Below are 16,453 nucleotides of genomic sequence, written 5' to 3'. Positions count from 1 at the left end.
ATGAGCCAGATCAACCTCAGCCAGATCGACGTGATCGCGCCGAATTTCAAAAAACGCTACTCGGGCGTGACCTCGACGGTGATCCGCCTGGTGCCAATTCAGGCACGGGACATTGCCATCTGCGCCGCCGCGCCGGATCTGCCGCCGGACGTGCCGCAGGTGACACCTGATGCGCTCTGGACCATGTCGCGCCGTGGGCCGTCCGGTCACCGCGTCTGGCACGCCCGCCGCAACAACGAAATGGTTGCCGGGCTGGCATTGAAATACCTGTTGGGCAAGAAACTCAAGCTGCTGTTCACCTCTGCCGCGCAACGCCGCCACACCGGGTTCACCCGTTGGCTGATCCGGCGAATGGATGCTGTCATTGCCACCTCGGCGAAATCGGCAGGCTACCTGGAGCGGGATGCAACCGTCATCCGTCACGGCATTGATTGCGATCTCTTTTGCCCGGTCACCGATCGGGCCGCCCTGCGTGCCGACCTGAACCTTCCCAGTGATGGATTTCTGGTCGGCTGTTTTGGCCGGATCCGCCATCAAAAAGGCAATGACCTGTTCGTCGCAGCGATGATTTCGGCCTGCCGCGCCAATCCAAAAGTGCACGGCCTGATGATGGGGCGCGCGACGGCCGACAACGCGGCATTTCTCGATGACCTGAAAGCGCAGGTCGCAAACGCGGGTCTTGCCGACCGGATCCTGTTTCGCGATGAGGTCCCTGTCGCAGATGTGCCGCGCCATTTTCAGGCACTGGACCTCTACGTGGCGCCGCAGCGCTGGGAGGGATTTGGCCTCACTCCGCTGGAAGCAATGGCTTGCGGCGTCCCCGCAGTCGCCACCCGCGTCGGCGCGTTCGAGGAATTGGTGATCCCCGGCGAAACCGGCACGTTGTGCGAGATCGAAGACCTGGACCAGATCACCGCGGACATTATCTCCTGCCTCTCCGATCCGGCACAACTGAAGAAAATGTCACACTCCGCACGCAGTCATGTCAGCGGCAACTTCCGCCTCGAAGGCGAGGCAGCCGCGATTATCGAAATCTACCGCGCGCTCCTGTCGCAAACGCCGCCAGCTAACACGTTGAAATAAATAAACCTCCACAGTACCTCCAAATCAAACATTCAGAAAATTACACGGCCAGAGGAACATTCCGCGCCTCCAATACGTTGATTGATCAGACGGCGTGACGAGACGCCGAATTCAATTAGTCAAAGTCATGGTAGCCCATGACATGGAGGTTCCGATGTTTAAGACACTTTCGCTGACCGCTGTAACCCTTGGGTCCGCACTGGCCCTGAGCACCCCTGTCCTGGCACAGAGCGAGGCCGAGGCCCCTGTGATCGTCAAAAATCCCCGCATTCTGGAAATTGATGCCAGCATCTGTGATCGCGAAAGGTCAAATCTGGCCAATTGGGCGGCCAAGACCGATGGCTATGGCTCTTATGCGGTCCCTGTTTATCCGGCTGGCGTGACATTGGATTGTGAAAAACCCGCTGCTGTGCTTCCGGTGGGGCAGTCCTGGGGTTTTGACGACCAGAAAGCGGCCGATATCGCCGCTATGCAGGAATGTACCGAAAGCCTGCCGGATGGCTTCGAACGTTGCGCCCTGATCGGCCGTAGCTACGATCAATAAACCACGTGTATCAGGGCAGCCGTCCGGGCTGTCCTGCTTTCCGTGACACAAAAGAGCGTCGCGCAAACGACAAAGGGGGCTAATGGCCCCCTTTTTTAGTGAACGCTGATCCAGGAGCGTGCGGCGGGTTCAGGCGGCTGGCATCCGTTGTTCGACAATCTCGGCCCACCAGCTGCAGCCCGCAGGGATTGCATCATCGGTAAAGTTGTATTTCGGATGGTGGACGGCAGCAGTATCGCCATTCCCCACGAGAATATATGCGCCTGGACGTTCCTCAAGCATGAAGGCGAAATCTTCGCCGCCCATGACCAACGGCGCATCGTCGCATCCGCCCGACACGTCGCGCGCCACTTTCGCCGCGAATTCGGTCTGTTCCTCGTGGTTCACCATGACGGGGTAGCCGCGGTAGTAGATCACATCCGCCTCGCCCCCAAAGGTCGCAGCGACACCCGCGCAGATCTCCTTGATCCGCTTTTCAGCCAGGTCGCGGACTTCGGGCGCCATCGTGCGCACGGTCCCTTTGATCTGCACGCGGGCCGGGATGACGTTGAACGCCTTGGATGATGTCTCAAAGGAGGTCACCGACACCACAATCTGTTGCACCGGATCAGCATTTCGCGACGCAATTGTCTGCAGCGCCAGTACGGCCTGGGCGGCCATCACGGTTGTGTCGATGGTTTCCTGAGGTTTGGCCGCATGACCGCCCCGCCCGGAGAATGTAATATCGAACTGGTCCGTTGCTGCAAAAAACGCACCCGGACGGATGGCAAAGCTGCCCACCGGGCGGCCGGGCCAATTGTGCATGCCGTAGACTTCCTGGATGTTCCAACGCTCCATCATACCGTCGTCGCACATTTCCTTGCCGCCGCCGCCGCCTTCTTCGGCGGGTTGGAAAATCAGCACGACCGTCCCGTCAAAGTTCCGGGTCTCGGACAGGTATTTCGCCGCGCCCAGCAACATCGCCGTGTGGCCATCGTGGCCGCAAGCATGCATGGCATTGGCCGTCTTGGAGGCATAGTCCAGCCCGGTTTCTTCGTGGATCGGCAGCGCATCCATATCGGCCCGAAGACCAATCACCTTGCCAGAGGTGTCGGTTTTGCCCTTGATCACCGCGACAACCCCGGTGCGCCCGATGCCGGTAACGACCTCGTCACAGCCAAATGCGGTCAGTTTCTCTGCCACCAGCGCGCTGGTGCGATGGGTCTCAAACAGGATTTCAGGGTTCTCGTGAAGGTCTCGGCGCCACTCGGTGATTTCTGCCTGCAGTTCAGCAAAACGGTTTTTGACGGGCATCTGTTTTCTCCATGTTATTCCAATTGGCCCCTGCTGTTCGACGCCTGCCCGGGTCTTGTGACCCCCGTGCCGCAGCTTTTGAAAAAAGCCCGGCAAAGCGGTTTCGGACGTGCATGAGGCACTTTCTTTAACGTGTTAGCGAAATCTGTGACTCAACGGCGCAATGAACGCAAGCCTAACTGCACAGATGAACCACAGAGCGACACATCTGCCCGAGGTTTCATCAGCGCAGCCCAGTCCATTGCTCCGTCCCGGCCCGGCGAGCAGAGCAATCAGGCCTGTCATTATCGTCTGCCTGACCAAGTTCTGCCCCGGGCCTGTCCACTCCTGAACCTAGCGCGCTGGGATCAGCGGGCGAGTCGGTCCAACAGATCCCGCATCAGGTGATGACCGGCCTGAAATTGCGCCACGGTTATGAATTCATCCGCTTGATGCGCCTGGGCGATGTCGCCGGGACCGCAGATAACTGCGGAATAGCCCGCCTGCTGGAACTGTCCCGCCTCGGTGCCATAGCTGACCACGTGACGGCCGTTGTCACCGGTCAGGCTGCGCACCAGCGTTTCCGCCGCACCGTCTTCTTCGGGCACCAGTCCGGGCACGTCAAAGACCTTTTCGACCTCGATCCGGGTGTCGGGATGAACGGCCTGCATGGCCGCCTCGACCTGCGCGACTTCGGCCCGGTAGTTGGCCTCCCACTGCGCCAGCGTCTCGCCGGGAACCACGCGGAAATCCATCCAGAACCGGCATTCGCCTGCGGTGATGTTGTGGGCGGTGCCACCCGAGACCATACCGACATGGCAGGTGGTCCAGGGCGGAGTAAACATCGCGGCCAGATCCGTGGCCGGTTTGCTGCGATTCTCAGCATTGCGTTGATTGGCCCAGTCGATCAGGCGGGCGCCTTCCATGATGGCGCTGACCCCCTGATGCATCAGCGAACTGTGCACTTCGTGGCCGACAATCCGCGTTGCAAACCCGGCGCCGCCCTTGTGGCCGGTCACCGCCTTCAGCATCGAAGGCTCTCCGACGATCACCGCCTCTGCCTTTGGCAGGTGCTTTTGCATTTCAACAATCAACGGCGGTGCGCCGGTGCAGCCGATTTCCTCGTCAAAGGTATAGGCCAGTTGCAAGGGGCGTTTCAGATCGCGGTAGTGCCCTTCGACCAGCGCCCAGAGCGCCAGCGCATCAAACCCCTTCATGTCGGCACAGCCCCTGCCGAAGTATTTGCCTTCGCGTTCCTCGACCACAAAAGGGTCGCTGGACCAGTCCTGCCCGTCAACCGGCACCACATCGGTGTGGCCGGACAGAACCAGCCCCCCCGCGATCCGGGGGCCGACATGCGCATATAGCCCGGCCTTTTCCGGCTGCTCCGGATCGACCCAGATGTGGTGTTCGATTCCGTGGTCCGACAGGTAGGCGGCCACCCAGTCGATCAGTGGCCTGTTGGTGTCCCGGCTCACGGTCGGAAAGGACACCAGTCGCGTCATAAGGTCCAAAGGGGACAGGCGTTCGACTGTCATTCCTCAATATCCTGCATCGGTCGTCAGGACAAAATGACCGGGTTCGACTTCCATATATTGCGACGGCTCCGGCGTGTAGCCAAGCGGGTGGATCGGCGACGGAATCGGTTTGAAGTTGAGGTCTTTCTCGCTCTTGCGCTGTTTCGGATCGGCGATCGGAACGGCGCTCATCAGCGCCTGAGTATAGGCATGGGCCGGGTTCTCGAAGACCCGCTCGCGCGGACCGATTTCGACCAACCGACCAAGGTACATCACCCCAACCTGGTGGCTGACACGTTCCACCACGGCCATATCGTGGCTGATGAACAGGAAGGACAGCCCGAGATCGGCCTGCAACTCCATCATCAGATTGAGCACCTGCGCCTGCACCGATACATCCAGCGCCGACACGGCCTCGTCCGCCACAATCAATTTCGGGTTCAGGGCGAGCGCCCGGGCAATCGCGATCCGCTGCCGTTGACCACCCGACATCTCGTGCGGAAACCGCCGCATGAAGCTGCGGGGCAAATGCACCCGGTCAAACAGGGCCGCAACCCTGTCCTGCAATTCGGAACCGGAGGCGATGGCGTAGTTCTTCAGCGGCTCGGCAACCTGATCCTGCAACTGCATCTGCGGGTTCAGCGAGGCAAAGGGATCCTGAAAGATCATCTGCATGTCCAGACGCGCCTTGTGCAGCTCGCGCGGGTTCAGGGCCCGAATGTCGCGCCCCTCGAATTCGATCTTGCCCGCGTTCGGTTCGACAAGGCGCAGCAGGGACCGGCCACAGGTGGATTTACCGCAGCCAGATTCCCCCACAAGGCTGAGCGTCTGGCCCTTGAAGACCTTGAACGAGACATCCTCGACCGCATGAACCTGCGCCACGGTCCGGCGCAGCAGCCCGCCCTTGACCGGGAACCGCGTCACCAGGTTCTCTACATTGAGCAACACCTGATCCGAGCCCTTGATCGGTTTGATCTCGGCCTGCGCGACGCCCATCAGCTTCATCGGTTCCGGATAGGGTTTGCCGCGCATCTCGCCAAGTTTCGGGACCGCCGCCAGCAGGGATTTTGTGTAGTCATGTTTGGGCGCGTCAAAGATCTCGTGGACGGTGCCCTCCTCAACCTTGTTGCCGCGGTACATCACCACCACCCGGTCCGCCATCTGAGCGACCACGGCCATATCGTGGGTAATGAACATCACCGCCGTCCCGGTATCGCGTTTCAGCCGGTCCATCAGGGCGAGGATCTCCGCCTGAATGGTCACATCAAGCGCCGTGGTCGGTTCATCCGCGATCAGCAGGCGCGGCTCACAGGCCATCGCCATGGCAATCACGACTCGTTGCCGCATCCCCCCCGACAGTTCGTGCGGGTATTGCGTCATCCGGCGCTCTGCCTCGGGGATACGCACCTCGCGCAAGATTTCGATGGCGCGGGCGGTTGCCTCTTTTTTAGACATCTTCTTGTGGATGCGCAGACCTTCGGTCAGTTGGCGCCCGACGGTAAAGACCGGGTTCAGCGCCGTCATCGGTTCCTGAAAGATCATCCCGATTTGATTGCCCCGAATCTGGCGCATCATATCGGTTTCTGCCTTGGCCAGATCGACCGGCTTTCCATCGCCTGGATCGAACAGCAACTCGCCGCCCGCAATGGTGCCGCCGCCATACTCCACAAGGCGCATCAGGGAAAGCGAGGATACGGATTTCCCCGACCCCGACTCCCCCACGATGCACAAAGTTTCACCAGACCGCACGTCGAAGGACACATTTTCGACCCCGACGACAGGCCCGTCCTTGGTTTGAAACTCAACCCGGAGGCCTTTGATCTGTGCAATGGGGTGGTCCAGCATCCGCGTATCCTGTCTGTTTTTGGCGGTGCCTTGGTGGCACCCGTTGGGCGCGATCTAAGCCGAAGCAGTCTGACCCGTCAAACCCCCGTACTCTTTTTCATGTTAAGCAGGTCTTGCATTTTTTGAAAACTCTGCTTCGATGATGGCAGTGAACGCCAAAGGCGACAGGGGGTTATGAAAACAGGTTCGGCAAACCGAACCGATCCGGCCGGTGCGGTGTGCACCGTCATTTCTGACATCCAAACGTCCTTGGTTGACGCATTTTATGACTGCGGTGGCGCCTGCTGCCGTGGGAAGAAGCCGTAGCAACGGCAGGGCTGTCCCATTCAACGATGCGTGGCCCACACAACAAAAACACTACGTCGGTTCCGACAAGGAGAGTGCAATGAAATTGAAAACGCTTTTGCTGGGAGCTGTCGCCGCGACAGCCTTTTCCCCGGCGGCCTTCGCCGAGCGTGGCGCAGATGGTCAGGTCAGCATCATCTATTGGCAGGCCCCGTCCATCATGAACCCGTTCCTGTCTGGCGGGACCAAGGACATTGAAGCCGCATCGCTCGTGATCGAGCCGCTGGCGCGCTACAACTCCAGCGGCGAAATGGTGCCATGGCTGGTCGAAGAGGTCCCGACCGTTGAGAACGGCGGCGTCAACGCAGAGCTGACCCAAATCACCTGGAAGATCAAACCAGGTCTGAAATGGTCCGACGGGTCCGATTTCACCTCGGGCGACGTGAAATTCACCTATGACTACTGCACCCACCCCGAAGGTGGCTGCGCGCAAGTCACCAAATTCGAAGGCGTGACATCGGTCGAAACCCCCGATGACCTGACCGTTGTGGTGAACTTCGGCAGCGCCACCCCGTTCCCCTATGGCCCCTTTGTCGGTGGCGAAAGCCCGATTTTGCAGGCCGCTCAGTTCAGCGAATGCATGGGCGCCAAGGCCCCTGAGTGCACCGAGGCGAACTTCAACCCGATCGGTACCGGCCCGTTTGTGGTGGATGAGTTCAAACCCAACGACGTGATCACCCTGTCCGCGAACCCGAACTATCGCGATCCGGCCAAACCGGCCTTCGCCAAGGTTCTGTTCAAAGGCGGCGGCGACGCAACTGCTGCGGGCCGTGCGGTTATGGAAACCGGCGAATTCGACTACGCTTGGAACCTCCAGCTGGCGCCCGACGTCATCGCCCAGATGGAAGCCGGCGGCAAGGGCAAGGCCGTTGCAGGCTTTGGTCCGCTGCTGGAGCGGATCATGCTCAACAACACCAACCCGTCTGCCGACCTTGGTCCCGAAGAACGCTCCGTGATCCGTCCGCACCCGTTCCTGTCTGACCCGGCCGTCTACAAGGCCATGTCGATGGCGATCGACCGCGACCTGCTGGTCGAGATCGGCTATGGCAAAGCGGGCCGCGTGTCCTGCTCCTGGGTTCCCGCACCCGAAGCCTTTGCGATCAACCCCGAGGGTTGTGACACCCAGGACATCGCCGGTGCCAACGCCATGCTTGACGCAGCTGGCATCGTCGACACCGATGGCGACGGCATCCGCGAAAAAGATGGCACCCCGCTGAAACTGCTGTACCAGACCTCGACCAACGCCGTCCGTCAGGACTTCCAGGCGCTGATCAAACAGTGGTGGAGCGAAATCGGCATCGAGTCCGAGCTGCGCAACATCAACTCGTCCGTCTTCTTTGGTGGTGACCCCGGCTCCCCGGACACGTTCCAGAAGTTCTATGCGGACGTGGAAATGTACGCCAACACCTTTAACGGCACCGACCCGCAGTCCTACTTCGGCAACGGTCTGTGCGACAAGGCACCGCGCCCCGAGACCCAGTGGCAGGGTGAAAACATCTCCCGCTTCTGCGACGAGGAATTCGATGCCCTGCACGCCGAGCTGTCCGCGACAGCCGATATGGCCAAGCGTATCGAGATCGGCCAGAAGCTGAACACCATCGTGTTCGAAAAAGGCGGCATGATCCCGCTGGTGCACCGTGGCCGTCTGTCCGCGCATGCCAACTCCCTCGGCGGCGTTGACCTGAACGTATGGGACAGCGAGCTGTGGAATGCAGCGGACTGGTTCCGCGCCGAGTAAGCGTCAAACCGCAGTCTTCAGGGGCCCCGGACACTGTTCCGGGGCCCACTGGTCTTAACGTGGTCTTTCCGTTGACATCCTGCGTTGTCCGCCGCCTCAAGAGATCGTATGACAGCGCGATGACGCGACCTGGCCTCTCTGGCCGGGGTAAAAGCGGACCTCAACACCTCCCAATTGCAAAGGCGCCCGGCTGATGCTGACCTTTACCATCCGACGGCTGATCCTCGCAGTCCCAACGCTGCTGTTTATCAGTCTGGTGATCTTCCTGTTGCTGGAGCTTGCCCCCGGCGACCCGATGGCCCAGGTCCCCCTGACCGTCCCCCCCGAAGTCAAAGAAAAGATGCGCATGGCCCTGGGTCTGGGCGAACCCGTCCATATCCGGTTCTGGAAATGGCTGGTGCAGTTCTTCTGGATCGAACCACAGGTTCTGGTGGATCATATCTTTGGCACCACGTTTTCCCAAGGCGACCTGCGTGTGATCTCCTGGCAGACCCGGTCGCCGGTGATGGACATCGTTGTCCAACGTCTGCCGCAGACCCTGTCGGTCGTGGGCACCGCCTATATCGTCGCGATCCTGATTGCCCTGCCGATTGGCATCTATTCCGCCTATCGCCAGTATAGCTGGTTCGACCAACTCGGCACGTTCGTGTCGATGGTCGGATTTTCCGTGCCGCCGTTTTTCTCGGGCGTGCTGGTGATCGTGATCTTCTCGGTCCAGCTGGGCTGGTTCCCGTCGATCTATGACACCACGCTGGTGGTCAACAGCTGGGAGAGCTTCGTCAAGCAGCTCCAACAGATGGTCATGCCGGTCATGGTGCTGGCGTTGCAGATCACCGCGCAGCTGTCACGTTTCATGCGCGCCTCGATGCTCGACAACCTCAATCAGGACTATGTGCGCACCGCGCGCGCCAAGGGGCTGGGCGAATATGTCGTGGTCATGGTGCATGTGCTGCGCAATTCCATGATCCCGGTCGTCACCGTCATCGCCCTTGGCATCCCGTCGATCTTTGGCGGCGCCATCATCACCGAACAGGTGTTCAAGGTGAACGGCATCGGACAATTGCTGATCGGTGCCATTCAGGCCAACGATCTGCCGATGGTACAAACCCTGACTTTCATCTTTGCCGTGCTTATCGTGATGTTCAACCTCATCGCCGATGTGCTTTATGGCATTCTCGACCCGAGGATCCGCTATGACTGAAGCTGCCAAAGACCAACCGGTGCAGCACTCCAGCGTGCAGACCGAACCAGCGTCCCCCCCCCGCAGCCAGTGGCACGACATCTGGGTGCAGTTCAAATCCCACCGCGGCGCGCTTTTTGGCGCCTGTCTGTTCCTGGTGATCGTCCTTGGCGTCGTGGTTGGCCCTTTTGTCTACTGGAACGATGCGAAATTCGTGCCCACGGGCCGCGATTTCATCAAGCTGCGTGACATGCGTCCGATCTACCACATCCTGTGGGACAGCGGCGCCAAGATGGATTGGGCCTATCCGCTGGGCACAGACAACCTTGGCCGGGACACGCTGGCACGATTGATGTTCGGCGGGCGGGTCTCTCTCGCCGTCGGGATGGCTGCGATGATCCTGGCACTGATCCTGGGCAGCCTGATCGGCGTTATGGCGGGCTACTTCAAGAAGCTGGATGGCCTTCTGATGCGCCTGACGGATCTTTTCCTGGCGCTGCCGCTGCTGCCGATGATCCTGGTCGCGGCCGTCTTGTTCCGCGAGGCACTGTCCAAGTCGATCGGACCGGAAGGCGGGGTGTTTGTTCTGATTGTCTGCCTGATCGGGATCACCTCCTGGATGCCAACAGCCCGGATCGTGCGCGGCGATGTGTTGGCGATCAAGGAGCGCGAATTCGTGCTCGCGGCGCGTTCTATCGGCACCAAACCCAGCAATATCATCACCCGGCATATCCTGCCCAATGTGATGTCGCCGATCATGGTGTCTGCGACGCTCGGGATTGCCACCGCGATCATCACCGAGTCGGCGCTGTCCTTCCTCGGTTTCGGCTTTCCACCGGATTTTCCGACCTGGGGCCGTTTGCTGAACGACGCTGTGGACCGGATGACCCTGTTCCCCGAGCGGGTGGTCTGGCCCGGCATCCTGATTTCGCTGACGGTGCTGTCAGTGAACTACCTTGGCGATGGCCTGCGCGACGCGCTTGATCCGCGCATTCGGGGCCGCTGACGCCTGACCTTCGAAACATGTTGAAAAGGCCGCCTCTCAGGGCGGCCTTTTTTATCCCCCCGCGTCAGTGGAGTTTCTTGCGGACCTGTCGCACCGCCAGAAAAACCGCTCCGATCACAAGCGGCGTCAGGATGGCTGTCATCATGCCCTTGCTCAGGTCGAGCGCCTGGGCCAGCGGGTAAAGCGCATAGGCCGCCAGCGACACCGCGTAATAGCTGATCGCCACGACAGACAACCCTTCGACCGTATGCTGCAGCCGCAATTGCAGATCTGCCCGTTTGTCCATGCTTTCCAGCAACGCCTGGTTCTGGGCAGAGCGTTCCACATCGACCCGCGTGCGCAACAGCTCGCCCGCGCGCCGGGCCCGGTCTGCCAGGACCTCCAACCGCTTGCCGGTGGATTGCACCGTGCGCATGGCCGGCTCAAACCGACGCTGCATGAACTCTCCCATGGTCTGGAACCCCTCGAACCGCGTCTCTCGCAACACCGCGATCCGCTGATGGACCAGCGCCTCATAGGCGCCTGTCGCCCCGAAGCGAAAGGCCGACTGCGCCGCCATCGCTTCCAACTCGGCAGAGACTGTCAGCAGCTGACCCAGCGTCTGTTCGGAGGGCGCATCTCCCCGTGTCATCTCGCCCATCATTTCCGACAGCGACGCATCCAGCGTGCTGATGGTCGGGCTGAGGTCCCGCGCCCTTGAAAACCCAAGCATCGACATCGCCCGGTAGGTTTCGATCTCGCAAAGACGCTGCGCCACCCGCCCCACCCGCTGTGGCCCGGTATCGGCATTGGCAAACAGCGCAAACCGCATATGACCGGCCGGGTCGATGCGAAAATCCGCCGCCACCACCGCATTGTCGTCCAGCACTGCCGATAAAGCCAGGCTTTCAGGGACGAACCAGTCCTTTGCTCTGGCTTTGATCTCGGCATCATCAGGGCGTCGCACGATGCGGATCAACGCCGAGGTGATGCGCTGCCCCGGTGCACGGGCCAGCCATTCAGCCGGAAAGAGATCGAAATCCTGCGGATCAAAGGCGCGGTCCCCCTGCCCTTCGCCATGCAGCGTGTAGGACACAAATTCGGTATGCTGTTCCCACTTCAGCGTGTGACGCCCAAGCTGAACCGTATGATGCGTTGCCCCCGGTTGCGGATGGGCGGCCCCGTGGCGATCAAGCAGATCCTTCAGGTGTTGCAGGTCCAGCGACCGGTCGCGGTGCACGGCTTCCTTGGGCTGTTTGACCGCGAGATAGGCCAGGGTTGACGGCACGGTGATGGTTGGAAACGGACGGGCATGCAGCTCATTCGCGAGCTGGAAACGCAGGGGGTGATCTTCTATTGCGGCCATGGCATCTTTCCGGTTCGAGATGCCGAACCCTAGGCGGAAGCGACCGATGTTGTAAAGTTTTACTACACAATCAATATGTTAGCGGAATGCGGCGGTATACCGAGCGGTCAAGATACGTCTTCATCGTTTCAAATGTGGCACGGACGCGGGTGGGTGGCTCGGATCACCCGGATCAGGGCGGGACCGCGCGCCGTCCCGCGCGTTTGGCGGGACGGCGCCTATTTTGGGGCGCTGCCCCCGGCCCTTTCGGGCCTCCCCCAAGGTATTTTCAAAAAGGTGAAAGCCGAAGGGGCGCCCCGATTGGAGCGCCCCCTGCGTGGTGTCATATGGTTTGCGTTCAGTCGATCAGGTTCAGCAAACTGCCCAAAGACTGTTTTGCATCGCCATAGAACATCCGCGTGTTTTCCTTGAAGAACAGGGGGTTCTCGATCCCGGAGTAGCCCGTACCCTGACCGCGTTTGGAGACAAAGACCTGCTTGGCCTTCCAGCATTCGAGCACCGGCATGCCCGCGATGGGAGAATTGGGATCCTCCTGCGCGGCGGGGTTCACGATGTCATTGGAGCCGATCACGATGGCAACATCCGTTTCCGGGAAGTCCTCGTTGATCTCGTCCATTTCCATTACGATGTCATAGGGCACCTTGGCTTCGGCCAGCAGCACGTTCATGTGGCCGGGCAGGCGCCCCGCAACCGGATGGATCGCGAAGCGCACGGTCTTGCCCTTGGCGCGCAGGCGGCGGGTGAGCTCCGCAACATTGGCCTGGGCCTGCGCCACCGCCATCCCGTAGCCGGGGATGATGATGATGCTGTCCGCCTCATCCAGCGCGCTGGCCACGCCCTCGGCGTCAATCGCCACCTGTTCGCCTTCGACCTCCATGGCGGGGCCCTTGGTGCCACCAAAGCCGCCCAGGATGACCGAAACAAAGGAGCGGTTCATGGCCTTGCACATGATGTAGCTGAGGATCGCCCCCGAGGAGCCAACAAGCGCGCCGATCACGATCAACAGGTCATTGCCAAGGGAGAAGCCGATCGCCGCAGCCGCCCAGCCGGAATAGCTGTTGAGCATGGAGACCACCACCGGCATATCGGCACCGCCGATGCCCATGATCAGGTGATAGCCGATGAACAGCGCCGCCAGTGTCATCACCAACAACGGCAGGAAGCCACCGGAGCCGAGATAGATGAACAGGCAGATCAGAGAGACCGCTGCCGCCGCGATGTTCAGCATGTGACCGCCCGGCAGTTTGGTTGCCGCCGAGGAGACCTTGCCCGAAAGCTTGCCATAGGCGATGACCGACCCGGTGAAGGTCACCGCGCCAATAAAGACGCCCAGGAAGACCTCGACCCGAAGGATATTGATCTCGACGCTGTCTTTCTTGGCCAGCAGAGCAGCAAAGCCTTCGAGCGTCTTTCGCGCGCCCTCGTCCATCGCCAGCACCCGGCCCAGTTCGATATGGGCGTTAAAGCCGACCAGAACCGCCGCCAGACCGACCAGCGCATGCATGCCTGCGACCAGTTCCGGCATCTGGGTCATCTCGACCTTCGAGGCCAACATATAGCCAATCGCCCCCCCAGCCCCGATCAGGACCAGCGACAGCAGCCACAGGCCGGACCCCGGTCCGATCAGGGTGGCGAAGACCGCCAGACCCATGGCTGAAATCCCGTACCAGACCGCGCGCTTGGCGCTTTCCTGCCCCGACAGACCGCCCAGGCTGAGGATGAAGAGGACAGCCGCGACCACATAGGCCGCCGTTGTGAATCCAAAATCCATAATCTCTCTCCCGCCTTACGATTTCTGGAACATGGCGAGCATGCGCCGTGTCACCAGGAAGCCGCCAAAAATGTTGATCCCGGCCATAAAGACCGACAGGGACGCCAATAGGATCACCAGCCAGGAGCCAGAGCCGATCTGCATCAGCGCGCCGAGAATGATGATCGAGGAGATCGCATTGGTCACCGCCATCAAGGGGGTGTGCAGCGAGTGGCTGACATTCCAGATCACCTGGAAACCGACAAAAACCGCGAGCACAAAGACGATGAAATGCTGCATGAAGCTGGCAGGGGCCACCAGACCAACCGCCAGCAGGAGTGCCGCGCCGACGACCAGCAGCGTGACCTGGTTCTTGGTCTGCTGCTTGAAGGCCGCGACTTCGGCGGCGCGTTTTTCCTCTGCCGTCAGCTCTTTTGGGGCCTCGGCTTTTTTCTGGGCCGCGATGGCCTGGATCTTGGGCGGCGGCGGCGGGAAGGTGATTTCTCCGGCATGGGTCACGGTCGAACCACGGATCACGTCGTCGTCCATATTGTGCACGACCTGACCGTCTTTTTCCGGCGTCAGATCCGTCATCATGTGGCGGATATTGGTCGCATAAAGCGTGGAGGACTGCGCCGCCATCCGGGACGGGAAATCCGTGTAACCGACGATGGTCACGCCATTTTCGGTGACGATCTTCTCGTCCTTTACGGTTCCTTCGACGTTACCGCCGCGTTCAGCCGCGAGATCGACGATGACCGACCCACGCTTCATCGAGGCGACCATATCGGCAAGCCAGAGCTTGGGCGCCTCGCGGTTGGGAATCAGCGCCGTGGTGATGACGATGTCCATTTCGGGTGCCAGCTCGCGGAATTTGGCCAGCTGTGCTTCGCGGAATTCCGGGCTGGACACAGCAGCGTAACCCCCGGAGGCGGCCCCGTCCTGCAGTTCTTCCTCGAAATCGAGATAGACGAATTCGGCGCCCATGCTCTCGACCTGCTCTGCCACTTCGGGGCGCACGTCAAAGGCATAGGTGACGGCGCCAAGGCTGGTCGAGGTGCCAATGGCCGCCAGACCGGCAACCCCTGCCCCTACCACCAGCACCTTGGCTGGCGGGACCTTGCCGGCGGCGGTGATCTGACCGGTGAAGAAACGGTCGAAATTATTGCCCGCTTCCATGACAGCGCGGTAACCGGCGATATTGGCCATCGACGACAGCGCGTCCATCTTCTGCGCGCGCGAGATCCGGGGTACCATTTCCATGGCGATCACGGTGGCGCCTTTGGATTTGGCCAGCTCCAGACCTTCTTCGTTGCCACCGGGGTTGAAGAAGGAAATCAGGGTCTTGGCCTTGGTCAGCCGCTTCAGTTCGGTCTCACTTGGCTGGCGCACCTTGGCGATGATATCTGCCGATTTCCACAATGCGGCGGCTGTCTTGACGATCTCGACGCCAGCCTCCTCATAGGCCGCGTCAGAGAACCCGGCCTTGTCTCCTGCACCGCTTTCGATACAGCAGGTAAATCCCAACTTTTGCAGATCCCGGGCAGAGGCCGGCGTCATTGCAACGCGGGCTTCGCCTTCGGCTATTTCTTTCGGTGTGCCTATTTTCACCAGTCTTCCCCCTGTCTGCATCCACCCCAATGGTCGGACGCGCACGTTTCGCAAATACCCTGAATAGAGCGCGCAAGATTGTTACGCAAGCCATTTGCTGCGTCGCGGCAAAAAGCCGGGTGGTCTTGCACATCCCGGTCCCCCGGGAGCGATCTTCTCCGGCCTCACGCCACGCGCGCTCAAAGCAACAGAAGTTCCCGACAATGAAAAGCAAATATCGCGTTTTTTTGCCAAATGCGGCAAAACAACCTCTGTTTCCGGCATGTTTTTGGCCTGATTCAGGGGCCGCCTGCCCGCGGCGACCAAACAAAACAGCGCGCCGTGTCGGCGGTGTGACGACACGGCGCGCTTGCCTCGCGATACCGTGCGGCTAGGCTCCTGCAGAGGAGGACCACAGCATGAGTATTTCAGGAAAACACGCCTTTGTCACCGGCGGCGGAACCGGCATCGGGTTGGCGATCGCCCAAGCCCTCGCGGCTGCGGGTGCAGAGGTCACAATCACCGGCCGCCGACAGGAGGTTCTGGAGCAGGTCGCAACATCCGGCCTGCATCCGATGGCGATGGATGTCCGCGACGAAGAGGCGGTGCGCACCACCGTCGCGCGTGCGGTGGAGGTGCGGGGTCCGGTTCAGATCTGTGTGGCAAATGCAGGCGTCGCCGAAGGTCAATCGCTGCACAAGATGAGCCTGGAGTTCTGGCGCAACATGATGGCCACCAACCTCGACGGGGCGTTTCTGACCATTCGGGAATGTCTGAAGTCCATGCATCAGACCGACTGGGGACGGGTGCTGACCATTTCCTCTATCGCCGGGGTGCGGGGCCTGAAGGGCGCGCCATGTTACACTGCCAGCAAACACGGGCTGATCGGTCTGACGCGGTCGCTGAGCGAGGACTATCTCGGCACGCCCATTACCTTTAACGCCATTTGTCCCGGCTATGTGGATACGCCCATTGTGGCGCGCAACACGGTCTCTATCGCGGATCGGGCCGGTATTGATCAGGACGCGGCGCTGCAGATGATGGTCAAATCGAACCGCCACAAACGGCTCATCGCCCCAGAGGAGATCGCGGCGGCGGCGCTTTGGCTATGTGGGCCAGAATCGCAATCTGTCAGCGGTCAGACGATTGAGATTGCGGGCGGTCAGACCTGATCGCCCGGCGCTTGCGGCGGCCTTTCAGGCCGCCCTTGAGTCAGTTTTTCGGGTCCTGAGCTCAGC

At 60.7% G+C, this 16,453-nt stretch carries 12 protein-coding genes; 6 read left to right on the top strand and 6 right to left on the bottom strand.

Annotated features, from left to right (window positions below; all coding sequences use genetic code 11):
• Entirely contained in the window at positions 1-1,083 is a 1,083-nt protein-coding gene (locus TRIHO_RS06580) for a glycosyltransferase family 4 protein (protein WP_068241458.1), read from the top strand.
• Positions 1,084-1,237: 154 nt separating this feature from the next.
• A complete protein-coding gene (locus TRIHO_RS06575; protein ID WP_068241456.1) occupies positions 1,238-1,627 on the top strand; it encodes a hypothetical protein in 390 nt (129 codons plus the stop codon).
• 129 nt (positions 1,628-1,756) lie between these two features.
• Here TRIHO_RS06575 and TRIHO_RS06570 read toward each other — a convergent pair whose 3' ends face one another.
• The 3 genes from TRIHO_RS06570 to TRIHO_RS06560 all read right to left on the bottom strand — a co-directional run bounded on the left by TRIHO_RS06570 (position 1,757) and on the right by TRIHO_RS06560 (position 6,261).
• Positions 1,757-2,920, bottom strand: coding sequence for a M20 aminoacylase family protein (locus TRIHO_RS06570; RefSeq protein ID WP_068241454.1), 1,164 nt, complete (start codon positions 2,918-2,920; stop codon positions 1,757-1,759).
• A 347-nt stretch (positions 2,921-3,267) separates the two neighbouring features.
• Positions 3,268-4,437, bottom strand: a complete 1,170-nt coding sequence (gene argE / locus TRIHO_RS06565; RefSeq protein WP_068241452.1) for an acetylornithine deacetylase — start codon at positions 4,435-4,437, stop codon at positions 3,268-3,270.
• Positions 4,438-4,440: 3 nt separating this feature from the next.
• Positions 4,441-6,261, bottom strand: coding sequence for an ABC transporter ATP-binding protein (locus TRIHO_RS06560; protein WP_068241450.1), 1,821 nt, complete (start codon positions 6,259-6,261; stop codon positions 4,441-4,443).
• Positions 6,262-6,646: 385 nt separating this feature from the next.
• Between TRIHO_RS06560 and TRIHO_RS06555 the strand changes: the two genes are divergently transcribed.
• The 3 genes from TRIHO_RS06555 (at position 6,647) to TRIHO_RS06545 (ending at position 10,530) form a co-directional block, all read left to right on the top strand.
• Entirely contained in the window at positions 6,647-8,344 is a 1,698-nt protein-coding gene (locus TRIHO_RS06555) for a peptide ABC transporter substrate-binding protein (protein ID WP_068241448.1), read from the top strand.
• Positions 8,345-8,537: 193 nt separating this feature from the next.
• Positions 8,538-9,545 carry an ABC transporter permease gene (locus TRIHO_RS06550; protein WP_068241445.1) on the top strand — a complete coding sequence of 336 codons (1,008 nt, stop codon included), beginning with the start codon at positions 8,538-8,540 and terminating at the stop codon, positions 9,543-9,545.
• On the top strand, positions 9,538-10,530 hold the full coding sequence (locus tag TRIHO_RS06545) for an ABC transporter permease (RefSeq protein WP_068241443.1): 993 nt from the start codon (positions 9,538-9,540) through the stop codon (positions 10,528-10,530). Before TRIHO_RS06550 ends, TRIHO_RS06545 begins: the two co-directional genes overlap by 8 nt.
• 64 nt (positions 10,531-10,594) lie before the next feature.
• Here TRIHO_RS06545 and TRIHO_RS06540 read toward each other — a convergent pair whose 3' ends face one another.
• From TRIHO_RS06540 to TRIHO_RS06530, 3 genes are all read right to left on the bottom strand, one after another.
• On the bottom strand, positions 10,595-11,875 hold the full coding sequence (locus TRIHO_RS06540; protein ID WP_068241442.1) for a DUF3422 family protein: 1,281 nt from the start codon (positions 11,873-11,875) through the stop codon (positions 10,595-10,597).
• A 337-nt stretch (positions 11,876-12,212) separates the two neighbouring features.
• Positions 12,213-13,646 carry an NAD(P)(+) transhydrogenase (Re/Si-specific) subunit beta gene (locus TRIHO_RS06535; RefSeq protein ID WP_068241440.1) on the bottom strand — a complete coding sequence of 478 codons (1,434 nt, stop codon included), beginning with the start codon at positions 13,644-13,646 and terminating at the stop codon, positions 12,213-12,215.
• Between the two features lie 15 nt (positions 13,647-13,661).
• A complete protein-coding gene (locus TRIHO_RS06530) occupies positions 13,662-15,236 on the bottom strand; it encodes a Re/Si-specific NAD(P)(+) transhydrogenase subunit alpha (RefSeq protein WP_068241573.1) in 1,575 nt (524 codons plus the stop codon).
• Between the two features lie 398 nt (positions 15,237-15,634).
• Between TRIHO_RS06530 and TRIHO_RS06525 the strand changes: the two genes are divergently transcribed.
• Positions 15,635-16,387: an SDR family NAD(P)-dependent oxidoreductase gene (locus tag TRIHO_RS06525; protein WP_068241438.1), complete on the top strand. Its 753-nt coding sequence runs from the start codon at positions 15,635-15,637 to the stop codon at positions 16,385-16,387.
• Positions 16,388-16,453: the final 66 nt, after the last annotated feature.

The organism is Tritonibacter horizontis (genome assembly GCF_001518015.1).
Lineage (GTDB): Bacteria > Pseudomonadota > Alphaproteobacteria > Rhodobacterales > Rhodobacteraceae > Epibacterium > Epibacterium horizontis.
Note: the sequence above shows the minus strand (reverse complement) of the source record. Positions and strands in the feature narration are given on the sequence as shown.

Excerpts from the sequence above, each read along its gene's own strand:
- TRIHO_RS06580 (WP_068241458.1), top strand. The coding sequence starts at position 1 with ATGAGCCAGATCAACCTCAGCCAGATCGACGTGATCGCGCCGAATTTC.
- TRIHO_RS06575 (WP_068241456.1), top strand. The coding sequence starts at position 1,238 with ATGTTTAAGACACTTTCGCTGACCGCTGTAACCCTTGGGTCCGCACTG.
- TRIHO_RS06570 (WP_068241454.1), bottom strand. The coding sequence starts at position 2,920 with ATGCCCGTCAAAAACCGTTTTGCTGAACTGCAGGCAGAAATCACCGAG.
- argE (WP_068241452.1), bottom strand. The coding sequence starts at position 4,437 with ATGACAGTCGAACGCCTGTCCCCTTTGGACCTTATGACGCGACTGGTG.
- TRIHO_RS06560 (WP_068241450.1), bottom strand. The coding sequence starts at position 6,261 with ATGCTGGACCACCCCATTGCACAGATCAAAGGCCTCCGGGTTGAGTTT.
- TRIHO_RS06555 (WP_068241448.1), top strand. The coding sequence starts at position 6,647 with ATGAAATTGAAAACGCTTTTGCTGGGAGCTGTCGCCGCGACAGCCTTT.
- TRIHO_RS06550 (WP_068241445.1), top strand. The coding sequence starts at position 8,538 with ATGCTGACCTTTACCATCCGACGGCTGATCCTCGCAGTCCCAACGCTG.
- TRIHO_RS06545 (WP_068241443.1), top strand. The coding sequence starts at position 9,538 with ATGACTGAAGCTGCCAAAGACCAACCGGTGCAGCACTCCAGCGTGCAG.
- TRIHO_RS06540 (WP_068241442.1), bottom strand. The coding sequence starts at position 11,875 with ATGGCCGCAATAGAAGATCACCCCCTGCGTTTCCAGCTCGCGAATGAG.
- TRIHO_RS06535 (WP_068241440.1), bottom strand. The coding sequence starts at position 13,646 with ATGGATTTTGGATTCACAACGGCGGCCTATGTGGTCGCGGCTGTCCTC.
- TRIHO_RS06525 (WP_068241438.1), top strand. The coding sequence starts at position 15,635 with ATGAGTATTTCAGGAAAACACGCCTTTGTCACCGGCGGCGGAACCGGC.